Source organism: Chryseobacterium sp. WLY505, from assembly GCF_030846215.1.
Classification (GTDB): domain Bacteria; phylum Bacteroidota; class Bacteroidia; order Flavobacteriales; family Weeksellaceae; genus Chryseobacterium.
The window spans coordinates 40,300-54,321 of the sequence record NZ_JAVCWI010000019.1 but is presented as its reverse complement, the minus strand read 5'-3'; the positions used below and the strand labels follow the sequence as shown (position 1 = coordinate 54,321).

Genomic DNA, 14,022 nt, shown 5'->3' with positions numbered 1-14,022 from the left:
GGCATGTTTCTATATACTATTAATCCGTAAAAAAATAACATTGTTATTAATTGTAACATTAATTATTTTGTGATTGTTACAAAATGTGTCAATTTTAACGAATGAAATTAAGAGGAACCATAAAAGAAGAAACTAATCCTTCAAAAAATACTATGATAGTTGAATTTGAAGGCGATAAGAAAAAACAGTGTTTTGAAGTGAAATGCTCTTTTAATCCGCATCTTAATAGGCTTAGGAAATGGGATGTTGTAGATATGTGGATTAAATGGGAGAGTGAAGTATTCGAGGACACAAAAACGGGAGATAAGTCATACTTTACACATTTAATTTGCGACAAGGCAATTGAATTTGTGACTAATTATGGAAAAAGATAAAAGAAAAAGGCGTATCATTTTAAATTAAAAAATTCTTAAAAAGTCAATATCGATTTGTTTATGTCTCTTAATTGTGGGTTATTTGCGCATTAAAACTAATTCAATGAGTCAAGTAGAACGTTACAAGAACAAAGCTGAAGAAAAAACAAATGAATACATTGCGCTATTTAAAGAACATGAAACATCAAATAAAAGAATCATGTGGAATCAACTTTACGAAACAATGGGTAATAATTTATTGAGGGATTTAGAAGCAATAAGAACCAATTATTTAAATAGACCAGATAGTGCACATAGAACAATGACAGATGAAGATTTCTATGGTTCACTAGTCTATAAATTTAGAGATGAGTGTGAAAAATACATGCAAGAAATAGGTGTATTGTAATTACTTTAATAAAAGAACCCCTGTTAATTCAGGGGCTTTATTTTGGCAGAGTAATCCGTTTTGAATTCAGGCTCTGGAAAATGTGGATCTTTTTCTCTTTGGCCATCCGGTAAATAAGTTCGTTACGTTCTTCTAAAGACATGTTTAAAAAGCTATCGAACGCATCCATGGTGACGCCGTTTGTTCCGCCGTCTTTTTTATGTTGATCTCTTACAATTTCCAGTATTTTCGCTTCTATTTCTTCCATGGAGTAAATATACTAAAACAGATAGAAAAGTAAGCATACCACGCAGGCAATCCAAAACCAGGAACCTATTCCGATTATTCTCATTTGCAAATCTTTGCTTTTAAATAACATGCAGTCGTTAATAAATTCTTTCATAGTTCTAATTTAGCTTTTTTGTTTCGTTTGGTTTTGTGGGTTTCCGTAATTAGAATAAAGACAATTGATGGTATTTTGTTGGTTCTTGTCCAGGATAATTAATCTTTTCTAAATGCTTTGATGCTAGTCCGATTAAATTATTATTGAAAAACTTTTTAACCACCTCGATTTCTTTCGATTCTGAACTATTTGATTTAATACTTGGAGCACTTGAAGCTCCTGTAATTATTCCAAATCCACTTATGCACATAGAACTTGAATAATAGACCTTGTTTTCATGCTCTCCCTTCCTGATTTCGTACATGCATTTACCATCATCGTAAGAATAAATCACAACATAATCCGTAATAACACCAAAATGATTTACCATCTTTACAGTATTTCGAAGATTATACATTTTGATGGGTTGAAGGTCCTGGATTGAGCTTCTTCAAATAATTTAAGAGACTCATAGTACTTATTCTCACCTTCCTCATACATCCAGCCACCATCTTCTTCCGGGTGACCTGAAGCATACCATCCATAATCTGACATTCTAGGCTCTTTCACCGGATTCTCTCCCCAATGGTAATTTTTAGATTCTATGGCGGAAATGAAGGATTCTAAAGCAGATTTGCCCCAGTAATTATCTTTAATAGAATTATGATAACCAATATCAGGATTTTCATCTGTTCCAAAATTCATACTATGTGTAAATCCCTTCGCAATATCCTCAGTAAGATCGGAGCCTTTGCAGATAGGCTTCCAACTTTCGCCATTAAACTCAATAGTATATGATACATTTGACTCAGGAAATTCTCCCTTCACAATCAGGAGTCTTTTATTTGTTTTTATCTCTAACTGTTTCATGATTCTTTATTTTTCGATTGCCCATAAAACCATTCCTAAAATCATAATTGATAACATACCAATTATTCCTATCACTAAAAATGCTGTGATTATGTCTTCGTGTTTTATTTTCATTTTTGTTCTTTTGTTTTAAGTGCCACCCTAAGATGGCACGGGGTTAAAATCCATCAAATTCTCCAAGCTGATCTATTTCTTCTTGAGTCATATTTTTAACTCCGAATCCATATTCAATTGGATCATCCTCTTGCAGATTTTCTTCCAATTCAACTCTTAGTGTTTCTAGAATTTCATCTACATTTGTGGCAACTAGTGTTGATCCTCCTAGGCTCATTGTGTAGCATTTGATTTTTTCGTTTTCCATTGTATTATTGTTTTTGAGTTAAAGTTGCTTTGTTGATATTTGTGATTCCGGAAGGATAACACAATCTTTAAAGTTTTCAAGATCGTTCCCGAATATGTGATAGATACTATCGTAATCTTTCCTTTTTTCATCCCAAACTGCTGGACAGAAGTCATCTTCTGTATAAAGTCCATTATCATACTCAAATGAACCCATTACCAGTATTATTACTTCTCAAGGAGTCCAGCCATAGGATTCTTTACAGAAAAGTTCTCCTAATTGTATTCTTGCTCCAACAATTAATTTTTCTTCTAATTCTTCTTTATTCATTGTTTTGTTTTTTAGTGGTTAAAATTAGAGTTATTCTTTTCCGGAGCTGATGAATAAAGACTTAATCGCCACCATCGCCACCTTCACAACTGATTGAAAAATGCTCAATTACGCAGCCGTTAAAACCGTCAAATTCATCCTGATCATTTAATCTACAATCTAGTTTTCCACTTCCGAATAATTGTAATCTACCCATTGGCATTTTTTCCAATCTTCTTAAAGCTCTAAGAAATGCAGATTCTTCTGTAGTTAATTGAACTTCACGTCCATCATTCGTTGTTATTTCTATATTATTTGCCATGGTTCTGATTCTCTTTTTTGATGTTTTCTATAATTTTTAAAAGACCTTCGTTTTCTCGTTTTAAATCTTGAATCGCCTCTATTTTCATTTTCAATTCATTGTTAAGACGTTCAAATAACCACTCATCACTTTTGCCTTTCCAAGTATTTCTGTGTTGTTGTAAGGCACTTAGTTCTTCTAGTTCTTTCATAAGCCTATTTGTTTTAAAGCTGAAGGAGTCATTTCTACATCCCAATCATTGGCAAGATCTTCGATAGTCATATTATTTAACGGGAGTTCTATTTCATATCCCGGAGTACCGACATACTTTTTATTTCTTTCTTTTCTTATTGAAAACCCTTCAAACAGTACCTTTTCTTTTGCCTGCCAATATTTAATGCATTCAGTTTTATTTTTGTATTCTGGATTTGCAAACGTGAAACAAGGTTGTTTATCAATAATATTACCCTCTTCATCTGTAGGAACAAACATTCCCAATGTGAGAGGCTGTTTTAAAAACTCAGCGTATTTTACTATACTTTTATATTGAGGAATAATTTCTTCTGCTAGTTTTAAATTTTTATTTTGCTGAAGAACGAATTCTGTCATTGATTTTAGCTTCATTTGATGAGATTTTCGGGATCAATGATTGAGGCCTTGTTTACTGCTTTTACTGGCCCGTTTGCAGTATAAACTGTTTTTGTACTTACATTCTCCGCAATTCTCTCCTGCTGTTCCTCCTGGACTAGATCGCAGGCAGAGAAAACATGATTAATTAATTTGTAATCATTGGAATTGTTATACAAATCCTCCCATCCTAAATATTCCTGACTCTTTGCATACTGATCAAATATGCGTTGCTTCTCTTGGTGACTCATGGCTAGTTTTCTTTTAGTTTAATCCAACCGTAATTCACAAGATCTTCAACTGATAATCCCATCCATTCAGTAGCAAACCCGTTGCTTCTTAACCAGTCCAAACAATAACCGTCTGAAATTTCAATAGCTCCGGAAGCCCCTTGATCACCATAAATAAAATCGAATAAAATTTGACCATCATCCAGCTTTACATTATGGGCTGTTGGTTCGTAAAACTGTGCAATTTTTACTAGTTCTTCATCAGTTATTGATGAAAGAGGTTTGAGTTCTAAGTAAGCATTTTCAATAAATTCAAAACTTAAATTATGACCAACAGGACAATTTTCATGTTCATCTTTTACTAAAACTTTCTGCCCCCAATACTGAGCAAAGAACTTTGCTTTATTTTCTAATGTATTTTCCATTGTTGTAATTTTTAAAATTTGACATAAGACGGGTGCCTTGACGCTTTTGCATCAACTATTTTTGCACTGAAAATTGTCTTTGATTTCCCGGAAAGAATACGGTCCGGGCTCCGTTTATTTTGCTTTGCTCAGTAAAGATTTTGCTTTATCGATTGCTTCCTGATAATTTCCGGAAAGTGTTGCAGGATTTAATTCTAAAATTAATTCATTAATCATCTCCTTCATCTCCTCCTCATAGTCAGGCTTTTCTTCTAGCCAGAATTCAATTATTGAGAAATATCCTTCCGTAGCTATTATCCAGTTGTTCTTTTCGGAATAGTAACCATTGCAAGTGTTGCCTAAACTATCAATTAAACTGACATATAAATTTTTGATTGGCAGTCGATCAGCTGTCGACACTTTTATAAATTTAGTTTTCATTTTGATTACTACCTATTTTTATAATATACTTTAGTGTTGATAATGCTATTGTTTTTTCAAAAACAAGGCCTTGCTTAAACGTGATTGCCAATTTATTGGATGCAAAACCGTAACATGCGAAAGGTTGAACATTTGATAAAATATTCATAATTGCTTCATCATTTTTAAGATTATTAATGAATTCGCGGGTATCTAAAATTCTATAGTTTTTCCATTCAAGTATAAAGCTTTGGAAAAGTCTTTTGTCAGAATAAATTACCTGCTTATGTAGAGCTTTATCAAATAATCCAATAATATCTGTAAAGTCATTCTCTATTGTATAAATATCTTTTTCCATAATATTTTTGATTTAAATTTTTCGAAATTTTTAAAACCGGGCGACATGATGTATCAAAACGCCACCCGGAAAAACTAACCATTAGGCCATTATAGGCGGCCAATATTTTTCAATCTATAAGCAAAGTCATTTTGGTTTTCATTTTGTCCAGAAAAAGACTTATATAGATCAATAAATTCCTTTCTACTTAAATAATTTAAAGCGCTAACTCTCTTTACTCGTTGTAATTCTGAAATTAAATTGTTTACATATGGAATTATTACTAAATGATCTAATGTACTATTTGATAATGGTTTCATAATATTCTATCACTTGTTTTTGTGTTTCAATTTTTTTTAAAAGATTCTTATATGTATCACTGTAAATCTTTTTTGATTTATAGCTCCAAGTTTTTTCAGAATCAAGCATTATTAATAAGTCAGCTCTTAGATCTATTAACACACACTCATTAATAGACTTGATTGGAGAAATATTTTTGTTCGATATTCTAATTTTCTGATAAATATATTCTAAGTCTTCAATAATTTTTCTCGCATCAGAACTTAATACATATTGATGATCAAACAAATTACCTATCTTTAAATCATCCATGACGTTGTAATTTTAATTGTTTGTAAAAACTGAGCGAGCGAACCCGCCCAGTAAAAAACTAATAACCATGAGGCCGTTAAAGGTGGCCTGCCTAGTTAGACACTTATAATTTTCTATTGTAAAATCAAAAGATAATTTTGATTTCTATGAGACAAATCTAAAACTATTTTTGATGTAATCCAAATTTATTTTTGATTTTTATTATTTAGATCAAAATATTCTTTTGATATACTATCTTTGTAGCATATAAGTTTATTATGAAAAAAATATTGAGACTAAAAGAAATTATCAATGAGCGTGGTTTAGTAGGAGAGGATGTTGCTAAAGCTCTTGAAATTACTACTACAACCCTTTCAAACTTTAACCAGGGAAATACCTTTCCAAAGGGTGAAATGCTATTGAAGATTGCCGAGTATTTGGATGTTGATATCCGCGAACTATTTTATCCTACTAAATCTGATGATTCACTGCAGGAGCTCTTCGTAAAAGATGCTGATGGGAGCTTTAAATCTATTGGCTACCTGAAGAAATAATCCACCTGTTCAGGCAATTAGTTTGGTGATATTCTGATATTTTATGGACTAAAGTTAGTGATTCATTAAATGTTATCAGGTAAATATTTGACCCCGAAGGACCCGTTAATCTTAGATAAATAAAGTTTGCATATTTTCCATCGCTGCCCATGCAAAGTGCATTTGAATTATATCCATTTGGTAAGGGTAGGCCGGACTTAACTATATTGCATAGTTTTACTGCCTCTTGGTCCGCGGAAATCAAAACTGTTCCGCCTTCTTTTACAATCCCTGATGTGAAATCTACAGTAATTAAGTATTTCGGATATCTTTCTTCGTATCGGGTATCATCCGAGCAGGAGTACAGGAAAATCAGCAAAAGAAGACTAGCGATTATTGTTTTCATGATTGTTTGATTTAGGTTTGTATCTTATCTTTTTGTAGGGGTATGAAGCTTTTTCAGCCCTGTTTTTCTGATAAATCTTTATCAGACTCTGTAGCTCTGCGTTCATTTTTTTTAATTTCTTTTTTTATCCAATTGTATACTAAGTCATTTTTTACTAGAGTAGTGGCCATTGCCTGCAGCCGATCAAAAGCAAATTTTACTTCTTGATGCAGAAACTCTTTTGGATCTCTGAAGTATTCAGACAGATGTTTTATTTCAAACTGATTGAACATAACGGATTTTGTTTTCATGCGTTCAGCCTGCAGGATGGTAAACATTTTCTTCTTGATGACGATTTTTTGAGCAATCGGGTCCGACACAAATTTTCTTAATCCTCCTTTCTTCAAAACAAATTCGTAGAAAAGAAATGCATGGTCGCAAGGTTTATTTTCTTTTACTGCAAGTGTCAATGCTTCCCAGTTTTTCCGTTTTTCCACTTTTGTTTCCTCCGGAGTCCTTTCAGCTTCCGGATTGATCAACCTTTTCAACTTTTGCATTCCCAAAGTATGCTGTTGGCTCTCACACTTAAAATCCTGGTAAGCCATAAGTATCTTTCCAGCCTGAGCTGTCTTTAGGTTCGGGTAGAGCTCGATAGTATTACCTAAGAAGTCTTTTAACTCGCCTCGGGAAGCCATTCTGTATGCTTCGAGAATTTCTTCACCAGTTAAGTGATAAGGGAAAGTTCTTAAGTATGCTCCAAATTCAGAAATCGCAACCTCTGTGGGGTTTAATCCGTTTTCGTAAACAATTCCTTCAAGCTTTGGGAAACTCATCTGAAATGCAGCAATAAGCTTTCTGCTGATCTTCTCGCGTTCTGCCATTCCGAAAACCTTATCTTTGACAGATGGGTATAGAACCTCTTTCTTAACAATTTCAGGTAGCTTCGAAATAACGGATTTCTCCATTAAGCAGCTGGGTTGTCCCGTCAACCTTACCTCCACCTGTTCTGTTGTTGCAAGATCGGTTGTTTGCGTTAAAATTATTTGATTGTCCATTACTTGAATCTTTATTATTGTAATTGCCTTCTAGGATTTTAAGAAAGTTTGTCGGCTTTAAAATCCAGTCAAAGTCTGCCGCCCACGTATTTCTATTTTCACCTGCAAGAAAATTTGACTTTCCAGCAATTTCAATTACCTCTTTTACTTTTTCTAATCCGTAATCACTTACTCTGGCCTTTATTGCTGATTTTCTTGCTTTACTTATCACTTGAACCTTTGGGAGTCTTGAACAGTTTTCATGAAAGTATTCAACTAGATCATTTTCTGTTTTCTCTTTGCCCTTAAATTCTTCTGGAAATAAACTATCTTGGCTTGGGGGTAAAGGGGGAATACTTTTACTTTCTTCTTTTACTTTTACTTTTACTTTTACTTTTTCTTTCTCTTTAGGTTCCTGTTTGGTTATGCTTTGGTTATCGTTTGGTTTTGGTTTGGTTTCTTCTTGGTTATGGTTTGGTTTTTCTTTTGGCGGTCTTCCACCACTTTTACCGTTAATAAACTTCTGATTATTAGCGTCTATTTGAGGTTTTATCAAAGTAAATATAGCTCGTGCTACTGGCTTTAGATTTTCAGTTGTTACTCCGTTTAAGCCATACTCCATTATGGCTGTAAGCACTTCTCCCTGAATATCTCTCGGCAAATCTTTGATACCTTCATAGAAGCTGCGGTAAAAAACAAATCCGTCTCTTTCCATTCTTCTATATCTTATAAATTCAATTCAATTTTCACCAGGCACGGTAAGCCTGTAAGTATTATCCGGACTTTAGCAACATTCATTCAATTTTTGCCGGATTAAGTTTCATTTAGCTAGTGAAAGCTTCTGTTTGAACTTGGTAGCCAAATCTTCTACTTAGCTCAATAATCAATGGATCTTTTACATCTTGCTCTAATGGGATGAAAACGATCCTATTTGGTGTTGATATTTTAAGACCCTTCTTTCTAATCTTATGGTGAAGGAAATATCTTCTTCTGTTCTCATTTTTTGAGAAGCCATTAACTCCTGCCAAAGTTTATTTCATTAATGAAGATTATAATCCTCAATTGAGTGTTTTTGAAGATTTGCGGAATCATTATTTTCAGAGAATGTCTTATTTATAAATTCCAATTCTTCTTGGAAAACAAATGGAGAACGAAGTTTCATAAATCGATACCATTTATCTTCAACTTTTGCGAACCTTCGTAAATCCAGATATAGAAATGCTTCTTGTCTGTTATGGAATTGCTCCATTAATTTATAAGAAGTAAATTGCTTTTCTTTCAGTTCACCAGAGGCATCATTATACTCTAATTTGAAGGCTGTAGCGTTATCAATGTTTATTCGTTTCTTGAACTTTTTCATATCAGAGTCGATTTAGTGAGTATCCCATCTGTTTGGACCAACTTGGATTTTCTTCAATTTGACGATGTCCATCCCGGGAGACCGCAAGCCAAAATCTAGTATCTAGTAGGAGAGGAATACTATTTATTCTTGCCCATTGATCTGCAAAGCCTACGCGACCCATTTTGTGATGAACATCTGTCGTTTCTTGGCCAGTGATGGGACATTTTCTATTTTCAGGTTTGCCCAAGAATTCCAAACGTTTAACCGTATACTTAGCATTCTCTATAGCTCTCTTCTTTGATACCTTTGGAATAGGCTTTCTAATTTTATACTCTTTAGAAGACTTGCTATAGTTGACTTCTGCTCTATGTCGTTTGTAATGCATTTTCTTGCATCTATCTTTTATAATCGGCTGATCCGGAGTGCCTGGAGGACAATCAATACATTGACCTATTTTGTCTTTAATTGTACTGTTCATTGTTGAGTCGGGAATTGATAATTTTATTATGCTTCTTAAGGTCTTCTCTAAGGTCTTTCAGGATCAACTTGTTATCCTTTATTACTTCACAAGTCAAATTGAAACATCGCTTTTTGCCGTTTTCTTTATGCTTGTTGGCTATCTCTTGGAGGTAGTCAATATGACTTCTGACTTCTCTTATTCTTTGGTTTAGATTCATGTTATTTAAATTTTTCTGTTAGTAGATTTTCATTAATCCAGTCAAAGGCATTTGATTTCCATGTATTGGACTTTCTTAAAAGTAATCGCTGCTTATTTGGATAAATATCTATCCATCCATATTCTTTGTGAAAGAGCCCAAAACACCCATTTTCTCGCTGGAAGACACTATATTCAAAACCTAAAAACTGAAGCACAACCTTTTCAAAAAATATCTTATTTTGTTGCTTATTCATTTTAGATTATCTCGATATGTTTACTAGGGTTCGGAAGCGACAGGTAATAATCCATGTCGTATGTAAAATTCTTTCGTGTGATTTCCATTTCGGATTTCGTGAGCTGTCTGTGAGTTACTTCTAAATACCAGAGCCAGAATCGGTGATGATCTTCTTTGTCGTAGACCTTCGGGGCTTTGTTTGTTTGCGGGTGGTGGATGATTGACATGATTTTTCATTTATGATTTTTAAAATGTCTTCTTTGTATTCTTTTGCATACTTTGCTTTCTCTAATAGCTTTTGGATGTAACTTTCATCACGTGGAATTTCTACAGCATGATAATGATGGAACTCATTATAAAAGCGATCATCAAAGCTTACGAAAAGGCATTTATCAGTTTCTGTTAAAAACATATTCAGCTGCATTTGCCCGTAGTATTTTTTTAATGAATCTTTCGATGATGGAGCCTCAGTCTTACTTACTTTGAAAAAATCTTCAGTGGATTTTATCATTAAATACTTGAGGTGAGTTTTAGACTTAGGGCATTTTGCTTCGCATATCATATTGTTAAGAATGATCACATCCGGAGTGCTGCCTAAATCATATTCATCATTGTAAAAGAATATCCTTTCTCCAACAGAGGTATAAATGAAATCATCATCATCCATTGTTTTACCAAGCTCTTTAGCAATCCTTGCGGCAACTCTTGGCTCCACATCATTGCCGTGTTGCATTGCCGAATTGTAATACTGTGGTTCTACAGGTGCTAACATATCAGCAACACAGTCGGAAACATATGTTTTTGCGCCAACCGATAGAAATTCTGATTTATCTTTTGGCTCAGAAAGAAGCTTGTAGATTTCACTTGCTGTAAAATAATTCGCTCTGAAGTTCAGCCAATCTTCATCATTTTGGAAGCCTTTATAGTTTACCATGAGCTTGCATTTTTTCAGTGTTAGATTTGCCAGTTTCGGCCAGATTTGTATCAAGTATAAATGGTGCCAGATCGGCTCTATTAAGGTTGGCGCCGAATATGTTACCGAACATATCACAAGCATCTTTCACCGCCAGTGTTTTTGCTAATGGAAAAGCCATTGATATAGCGCCGTTATTAATATTTTGCAAATCTGCTGGACTTGTGCCGGCTTTAGTCTGTAATTGGCTTGCGCCAATCCCGTCATGAAAATACCATTCACCATTAATTGGGCTTTTAAAATGCACTCTTACTGTTACCCAGACGCCATTGAATGAAGATCCTTGGCCGGTTATTTCGATTTTATATTCTTTGAAAATCTTTCGAAGTAAATGTTCTACTTTATCGATAGGTAAATATTCATAGGGTACTTTTTGTTTTTGCCCATTTACAATGATCTCTTTTTTGATAATAGGGTGTTTGGTTATCCATTTTGTAGGTGGATTCTGACTAAGCAGATAATTTAATTGATCATTCTTCCAAGCAACATCTAAGTCAGTTGTTAAATCTGCTATTGTTGGTAATTTTTGAATTTCAGCCATGGTTTATGCTTTAAAGTGGTCGATTTGTCTTCTGATCATCGGCAAGCTGTCACCTATAACGATTTCTTTTTTCTTGTTTTGCGGGTAATATTTGAACTGAGAGCCGTAAGACTCGATAACCCAACCTCTGTAAGTTTCTTTGTAATTTTTCATGATGTACTATGTTATTTTAAATTTTGCTCTAGCCATTTTTTCAAAACCAGCAGACGACTTTCGCCCTGTGCGCCCGCTGGACTCTTGTAATTGTATTTTTTCTAATGCTATCATTTCAGATACTTTTTCAAGTTCTTTCAATAGCCTTGCTTTTTTTTCTATTAATTTTTCAAGCATTCGAATATTTTTTTAGTTCAAATTTTGCCAGTGTACAAACAACTGATGTTCTGAAATCATGAGCTGAAAACCACTGAATGTATTTTTGATGTGAGATGAACCGGTTCTTAAATCTGTTTTTGAGTCTCATTGCGGTTTAGTTAAATATTCAACCGATTGTCTGTAATACAGTCTGAAAAAACCGAAGAAAACAAAACCAAAAAGACCATAAATTGAATTCGTGTAATCTAATGCAGTTCTACCTGCATTTACTTCGCAATCATTCATCATAACAAGTATTGATGAGGCTATCAAAAGATTTAAGATGGTTTTCATATTAGAATTCTTTTTGTAGTTTAATTCTCATATCTGCAAACTCATACTCACTTTCATTATCTGAGGTAGAGTAGTTATACATTAAGTAGCATTCAACCGCTCTTTCTAGTTCTGGGCTTATTTCAGCTATTTTTTCGCCTTCTTCAGCCAGGCAGAACTTTGAATCTGTGAAATCAATACAAATTGTTGGTGTTATCTGCAAATAGCCAGTGTAAACCCCGTAAGTTGGATTGAAATCAACTTCACCAGTAATGAAATTCTCGTTTTCAAGTCTTTGAAAAGCAATGTTTTCTAATTGAGGTATTGAGATTGTAGCTTGCATGATTGTGAGTTTTTTTGATTTAAATACAGTCGATGACTTTTTTGATCTCTTTTTTGCAGTTTCTGGCTTTTTGAATTTTTGCCTCTGCATTTTCACTTGCTTTTAATAGCAATAATTTCACTGCTGGTAAATTGTACTCTGAAACCGAATTTCTGCGATACATTACGTCTCTTAATGTTGAAGAGCTTACCCCATTTACCTTGCTTATGATATCAGCCCGATCATCTTTGGTAGTGAATTCTTTCAAATACTCTGAAAGTATGGGCGAAATCGCTTCTCTTGTTTTTATCATTACTTATATATTTTGTATTTTCGTAAACTAATTACTAACACCTGCGTTGTAATTGTAGCACAATATTACATAACAAATGTTAAGTATACAAAACATTTGTAAAGTATTTTTACTTAACAAATGTAAAGTATTGATAACCAGTGAGAAAAATTTAATGTGAGAAAATATGGACCTAAAAGATTATATTGAGAATTCGCTATATAGTATAATATATGCAGTGAATGAGGTGCAGGAAAAAGTATCTGAATCAGGAGTAATTGTTTTTCCATCAACTATAAAAGATGGAAATTTGGATGATTTTGGTAAGCAGAAATTAATGAATGTAAAGTTTGATGTAGCTGTAACGGTAGGAGATAGTAAAGAAAATAAGAAAGGTGTCGCAATTAAAGTAGTAGAGTTTATTTCCGGAGAAATAAAGGCATCTACAACTACTAATAACCAATCAATAAGCAGAATTGCCTTTGAAGTTCCAATTGCGATGCCTGTACTAGATAAACTTACAGAAGAAGCTAGAAAAAGGAAAAATGATAATTTGAGAAATATAGCAAATATGCTATAAACTATATAATTTTTGTTTTGTTCTTATATAGTCTTCTGCGAAAGATTAAGGATGCCATTTTTTCATTAAAAGCCGTGCTATCTACTAATAGCCTGTCTAATGAGATGTCGATCTTTGTTTCAAGCGAAATATTTTCAGAAACAAGCAGTGAAAGCCTGTCTAATTGTTCTTCTGGAGAATTTAAATACAAAATAGCTTCTAGATTAGAAGCGTATTCTTTGAGTTGTCTTTTAGTGGCCATAAGTAATTAATATTTATACAAATATATGAAAGAAAAAGAAAATAATAAACAAATGTTAAGTATTCCGGAAGTTAATGCAAGGTTTATGCAGGTTCTTTCATATTACAATTACTCTGGATATAAATCGTCACAGGAAGTTGAAGGGCTTTCTCAGGCTAAAATTTCAAATGTTAAACGTGGCAGAAATAAACCTGGGTTAGACTTAATATCGGCCTTATTGGAAAAATTTCCGGAAGTTAATGCAAGGTGGTTGATTGTTGGAGAAGGTGACATGCTAAACACAGAATATGATCTGGCCAAATCTTCGGAGTCCGAAATGTCGGATAAACTTACTCTTGAACAAATCAGAAATAAAGGAGTAAGCGATATCCAAGAACGTAAATTACAAGTTCTGACTGAAAAGATTGATAAGTTTATGAAAGAATTGGAGCAATTTAAATCTTCAATTAAAAATTAATCGTTGACAATTATATTGGTTTTTGGTGCCAAAGATATTTCTGCTTTTTATAAGAATGTATCCTAAACTTTTAGATAACTCCTGCATGTCAAAAAATGTTACATCTGTGACGGTATTAAGTTCTTCTCTTATTTCGTCAGCCTTTTTTAGATACTCATCTGCCTTGAGAGTTCCGGATTTGTAATCGTCCCATAATTGATCACTGATAGATATTAAAATCTTAAGCCTTTCTTTTCTCTCTAAAAACTTCATA

31 protein-coding genes are annotated in these 14,022 nt (G+C 33.5%); 5 read left to right on the top strand and 26 right to left on the bottom strand.

What is annotated here, in order from left to right:
* The first annotated feature begins 101 nt into the window (after positions 1–101).
* Complete coding sequence (locus RAH34_RS22380; RefSeq protein ID WP_306597625.1) at positions 102–374, top strand: hypothetical protein; 273 nt, start codon at positions 102–104, stop codon at positions 372–374.
* A 103-nt stretch (positions 375–477) separates the two neighbouring features.
* Entirely contained in the window at positions 478–762 is a 285-nt protein-coding gene (locus RAH34_RS22375) for a hypothetical protein (protein WP_306597624.1), read from the top strand.
* A 37-nt stretch (positions 763–799) separates the two neighbouring features.
* Here RAH34_RS22375 and RAH34_RS22370 read toward each other — a convergent pair whose 3' ends face one another.
* The 13 genes from RAH34_RS22370 to RAH34_RS22310 form a co-directional block, all read right to left on the bottom strand.
* Positions 800–1,009, bottom strand: a complete 210-nt coding sequence (locus tag RAH34_RS22370) for a hypothetical protein (RefSeq protein WP_306595252.1) — start codon at positions 1,007–1,009, stop codon at positions 800–802.
* Positions 1,010–1,193: 184 nt separating this feature from the next.
* Positions 1,194–1,514 carry a hypothetical protein gene (locus tag RAH34_RS22365; protein WP_306597623.1) on the bottom strand — a complete coding sequence of 107 codons (321 nt, stop codon included), beginning with the start codon at positions 1,512–1,514 and terminating at the stop codon, positions 1,194–1,196.
* Between the two features lie 2 nt (positions 1,515–1,516).
* On the bottom strand, positions 1,517–1,993 hold the full coding sequence (locus RAH34_RS22360) for a hypothetical protein (RefSeq protein ID WP_306597622.1): 477 nt from the start codon (positions 1,991–1,993) through the stop codon (positions 1,517–1,519).
* Positions 1,994–2,150: 157 nt separating this feature from the next.
* Positions 2,151–2,354: a hypothetical protein gene (locus RAH34_RS22355; RefSeq protein WP_306597621.1), complete on the bottom strand. Its 204-nt coding sequence runs from the start codon at positions 2,352–2,354 to the stop codon at positions 2,151–2,153.
* Between the two features lie 18 nt (positions 2,355–2,372).
* A complete protein-coding gene (locus tag RAH34_RS22350) occupies positions 2,373–2,549 on the bottom strand; it encodes a hypothetical protein (RefSeq protein WP_306597620.1) in 177 nt (58 codons plus the stop codon).
* 175 nt (positions 2,550–2,724) lie between these two features.
* Positions 2,725–2,964, bottom strand: coding sequence for a hypothetical protein (locus RAH34_RS22345; protein ID WP_306597619.1), 240 nt, complete (start codon positions 2,962–2,964; stop codon positions 2,725–2,727).
* A complete protein-coding gene (locus RAH34_RS22340; RefSeq protein ID WP_306597618.1) occupies positions 2,954–3,154 on the bottom strand; it encodes a hypothetical protein in 201 nt (66 codons plus the stop codon). Before RAH34_RS22340 ends, RAH34_RS22345 begins: the two co-directional genes overlap by 11 nt.
* Positions 3,151–3,567, bottom strand: coding sequence for a hypothetical protein (locus RAH34_RS22335; RefSeq protein WP_306597617.1), 417 nt, complete (start codon positions 3,565–3,567; stop codon positions 3,151–3,153). The genes RAH34_RS22340 and RAH34_RS22335 overlap by 4 nt, the downstream gene beginning before the upstream one ends.
* Positions 3,564–3,821: a hypothetical protein gene (locus tag RAH34_RS22330; protein ID WP_306597616.1), complete on the bottom strand. Its 258-nt coding sequence runs from the start codon at positions 3,819–3,821 to the stop codon at positions 3,564–3,566. The genes RAH34_RS22335 and RAH34_RS22330 overlap by 4 nt, the downstream gene beginning before the upstream one ends.
* A 2-nt stretch (positions 3,822–3,823) precedes the next feature.
* A complete protein-coding gene (locus tag RAH34_RS22325) occupies positions 3,824–4,225 on the bottom strand; it encodes a hypothetical protein (RefSeq protein ID WP_306597615.1) in 402 nt (133 codons plus the stop codon).
* Between the two features lie 114 nt (positions 4,226–4,339).
* Positions 4,340–4,645 (bottom strand): hypothetical protein, encoded by a 306-nt coding sequence (locus RAH34_RS22320; RefSeq protein WP_306597614.1) that lies wholly within the window; start codon positions 4,643–4,645, stop codon positions 4,340–4,342.
* Positions 4,635–4,982, bottom strand: a complete 348-nt coding sequence (locus RAH34_RS22315; protein WP_306597613.1) for a hypothetical protein — start codon at positions 4,980–4,982, stop codon at positions 4,635–4,637. Before RAH34_RS22315 ends, RAH34_RS22320 begins: the two co-directional genes overlap by 11 nt.
* A gap of 279 nt (positions 4,983–5,261) precedes the next feature.
* The gene (locus RAH34_RS22310) at positions 5,262–5,573 is read right to left on the bottom strand and encodes a hypothetical protein (RefSeq protein ID WP_306597612.1); all 312 of its coding nucleotides are present in this window, start codon (positions 5,571–5,573) and stop codon (positions 5,262–5,264) included.
* 269 nt (positions 5,574–5,842) lie between these two features.
* Between RAH34_RS22310 and RAH34_RS22305 the strand changes: the two genes are divergently transcribed.
* Positions 5,843–6,106: a helix-turn-helix domain-containing protein gene (locus RAH34_RS22305; protein WP_306597611.1), complete on the top strand. Its 264-nt coding sequence runs from the start codon at positions 5,843–5,845 to the stop codon at positions 6,104–6,106.
* On the opposite strand, the gene RAH34_RS22300 is transcribed toward RAH34_RS22305, so the two are convergent.
* The 11 genes from RAH34_RS22300 to RAH34_RS22250 form a co-directional block, all read right to left on the bottom strand.
* Positions 6,084–6,491, bottom strand: coding sequence for a hypothetical protein (locus RAH34_RS22300; protein ID WP_306597610.1), 408 nt, complete (start codon positions 6,489–6,491; stop codon positions 6,084–6,086). The genes RAH34_RS22305 and RAH34_RS22300 overlap by 23 nt on opposite strands.
* 912 nt (positions 6,492–7,403) lie before the next feature.
* Complete coding sequence (locus tag RAH34_RS22295) at positions 7,404–8,219, bottom strand: DUF6291 domain-containing protein (protein ID WP_306597609.1); 816 nt, start codon at positions 8,217–8,219, stop codon at positions 7,404–7,406.
* A 324-nt stretch (positions 8,220–8,543) separates the two neighbouring features.
* A complete protein-coding gene (locus RAH34_RS22290) occupies positions 8,544–8,864 on the bottom strand; it encodes a hypothetical protein (RefSeq protein WP_306597608.1) in 321 nt (106 codons plus the stop codon).
* Position 8,865: 1 nt separating this feature from the next.
* Positions 8,866–9,324: a hypothetical protein gene (locus tag RAH34_RS22285; protein WP_306597607.1), complete on the bottom strand. Its 459-nt coding sequence runs from the start codon at positions 9,322–9,324 to the stop codon at positions 8,866–8,868.
* 200 nt (positions 9,325–9,524) lie between these two features.
* Entirely contained in the window at positions 9,525–9,758 is a 234-nt protein-coding gene (locus tag RAH34_RS22280) for a hypothetical protein (protein WP_306597606.1), read from the bottom strand.
* A gap of 120 nt (positions 9,759–9,878) precedes the next feature.
* Positions 9,879–10,673 carry a YqaJ viral recombinase family protein gene (locus tag RAH34_RS22275; RefSeq protein WP_306597605.1) on the bottom strand — a complete coding sequence of 265 codons (795 nt, stop codon included), beginning with the start codon at positions 10,671–10,673 and terminating at the stop codon, positions 9,879–9,881.
* Entirely contained in the window at positions 10,660–11,253 is a 594-nt protein-coding gene (locus RAH34_RS22270; RefSeq protein WP_306597604.1) for a hypothetical protein, read from the bottom strand. Before RAH34_RS22270 ends, RAH34_RS22275 begins: the two co-directional genes overlap by 14 nt.
* Before the next feature lie 3 nt (positions 11,254–11,256).
* Entirely contained in the window at positions 11,257–11,406 is a 150-nt protein-coding gene (locus RAH34_RS22265; protein ID WP_306597603.1) for a hypothetical protein, read from the bottom strand.
* A 6-nt stretch (positions 11,407–11,412) separates the two neighbouring features.
* A complete protein-coding gene (locus RAH34_RS22260; protein WP_306597602.1) occupies positions 11,413–11,583 on the bottom strand; it encodes a hypothetical protein in 171 nt (56 codons plus the stop codon).
* A 316-nt stretch (positions 11,584–11,899) separates the two neighbouring features.
* Positions 11,900–12,220 (bottom strand): hypothetical protein, encoded by a 321-nt coding sequence (locus tag RAH34_RS22255; protein WP_306597601.1) that lies wholly within the window; start codon positions 12,218–12,220, stop codon positions 11,900–11,902.
* Positions 12,221–12,239: 19 nt separating this feature from the next.
* Positions 12,240–12,512, bottom strand: a complete 273-nt coding sequence (locus RAH34_RS22250; RefSeq protein WP_306597600.1) for a hypothetical protein — start codon at positions 12,510–12,512, stop codon at positions 12,240–12,242.
* Positions 12,513–12,678: 166 nt separating this feature from the next.
* Between RAH34_RS22250 and RAH34_RS22245 the strand changes: the two genes are divergently transcribed.
* Positions 12,679–13,071: a hypothetical protein gene (locus tag RAH34_RS22245; RefSeq protein ID WP_306597599.1), complete on the top strand. Its 393-nt coding sequence runs from the start codon at positions 12,679–12,681 to the stop codon at positions 13,069–13,071.
* Between the two features lies 1 nt (position 13,072).
* Here RAH34_RS22245 and RAH34_RS22240 read toward each other — a convergent pair whose 3' ends face one another.
* Complete coding sequence (locus tag RAH34_RS22240) at positions 13,073–13,312, bottom strand: hypothetical protein (RefSeq protein WP_306597598.1); 240 nt, start codon at positions 13,310–13,312, stop codon at positions 13,073–13,075.
* A gap of 25 nt (positions 13,313–13,337) precedes the next feature.
* Here RAH34_RS22240 and RAH34_RS22235 point away from each other — a divergent pair, with 25 nt between their 5' ends.
* Positions 13,338–13,769, top strand: a complete 432-nt coding sequence (locus tag RAH34_RS22235) for a hypothetical protein (RefSeq protein WP_306597597.1) — start codon at positions 13,338–13,340, stop codon at positions 13,767–13,769.
* Here the strand turns inward: RAH34_RS22235 and RAH34_RS22230 are convergent.
* The gene (locus RAH34_RS22230) at positions 13,755–14,021 is read right to left on the bottom strand and encodes a hypothetical protein (protein ID WP_306597596.1); all 267 of its coding nucleotides are present in this window, start codon (positions 14,019–14,021) and stop codon (positions 13,755–13,757) included. The genes RAH34_RS22235 and RAH34_RS22230 overlap by 15 nt on opposite strands.
* Position 14,022: the final 1 nt, after the last annotated feature.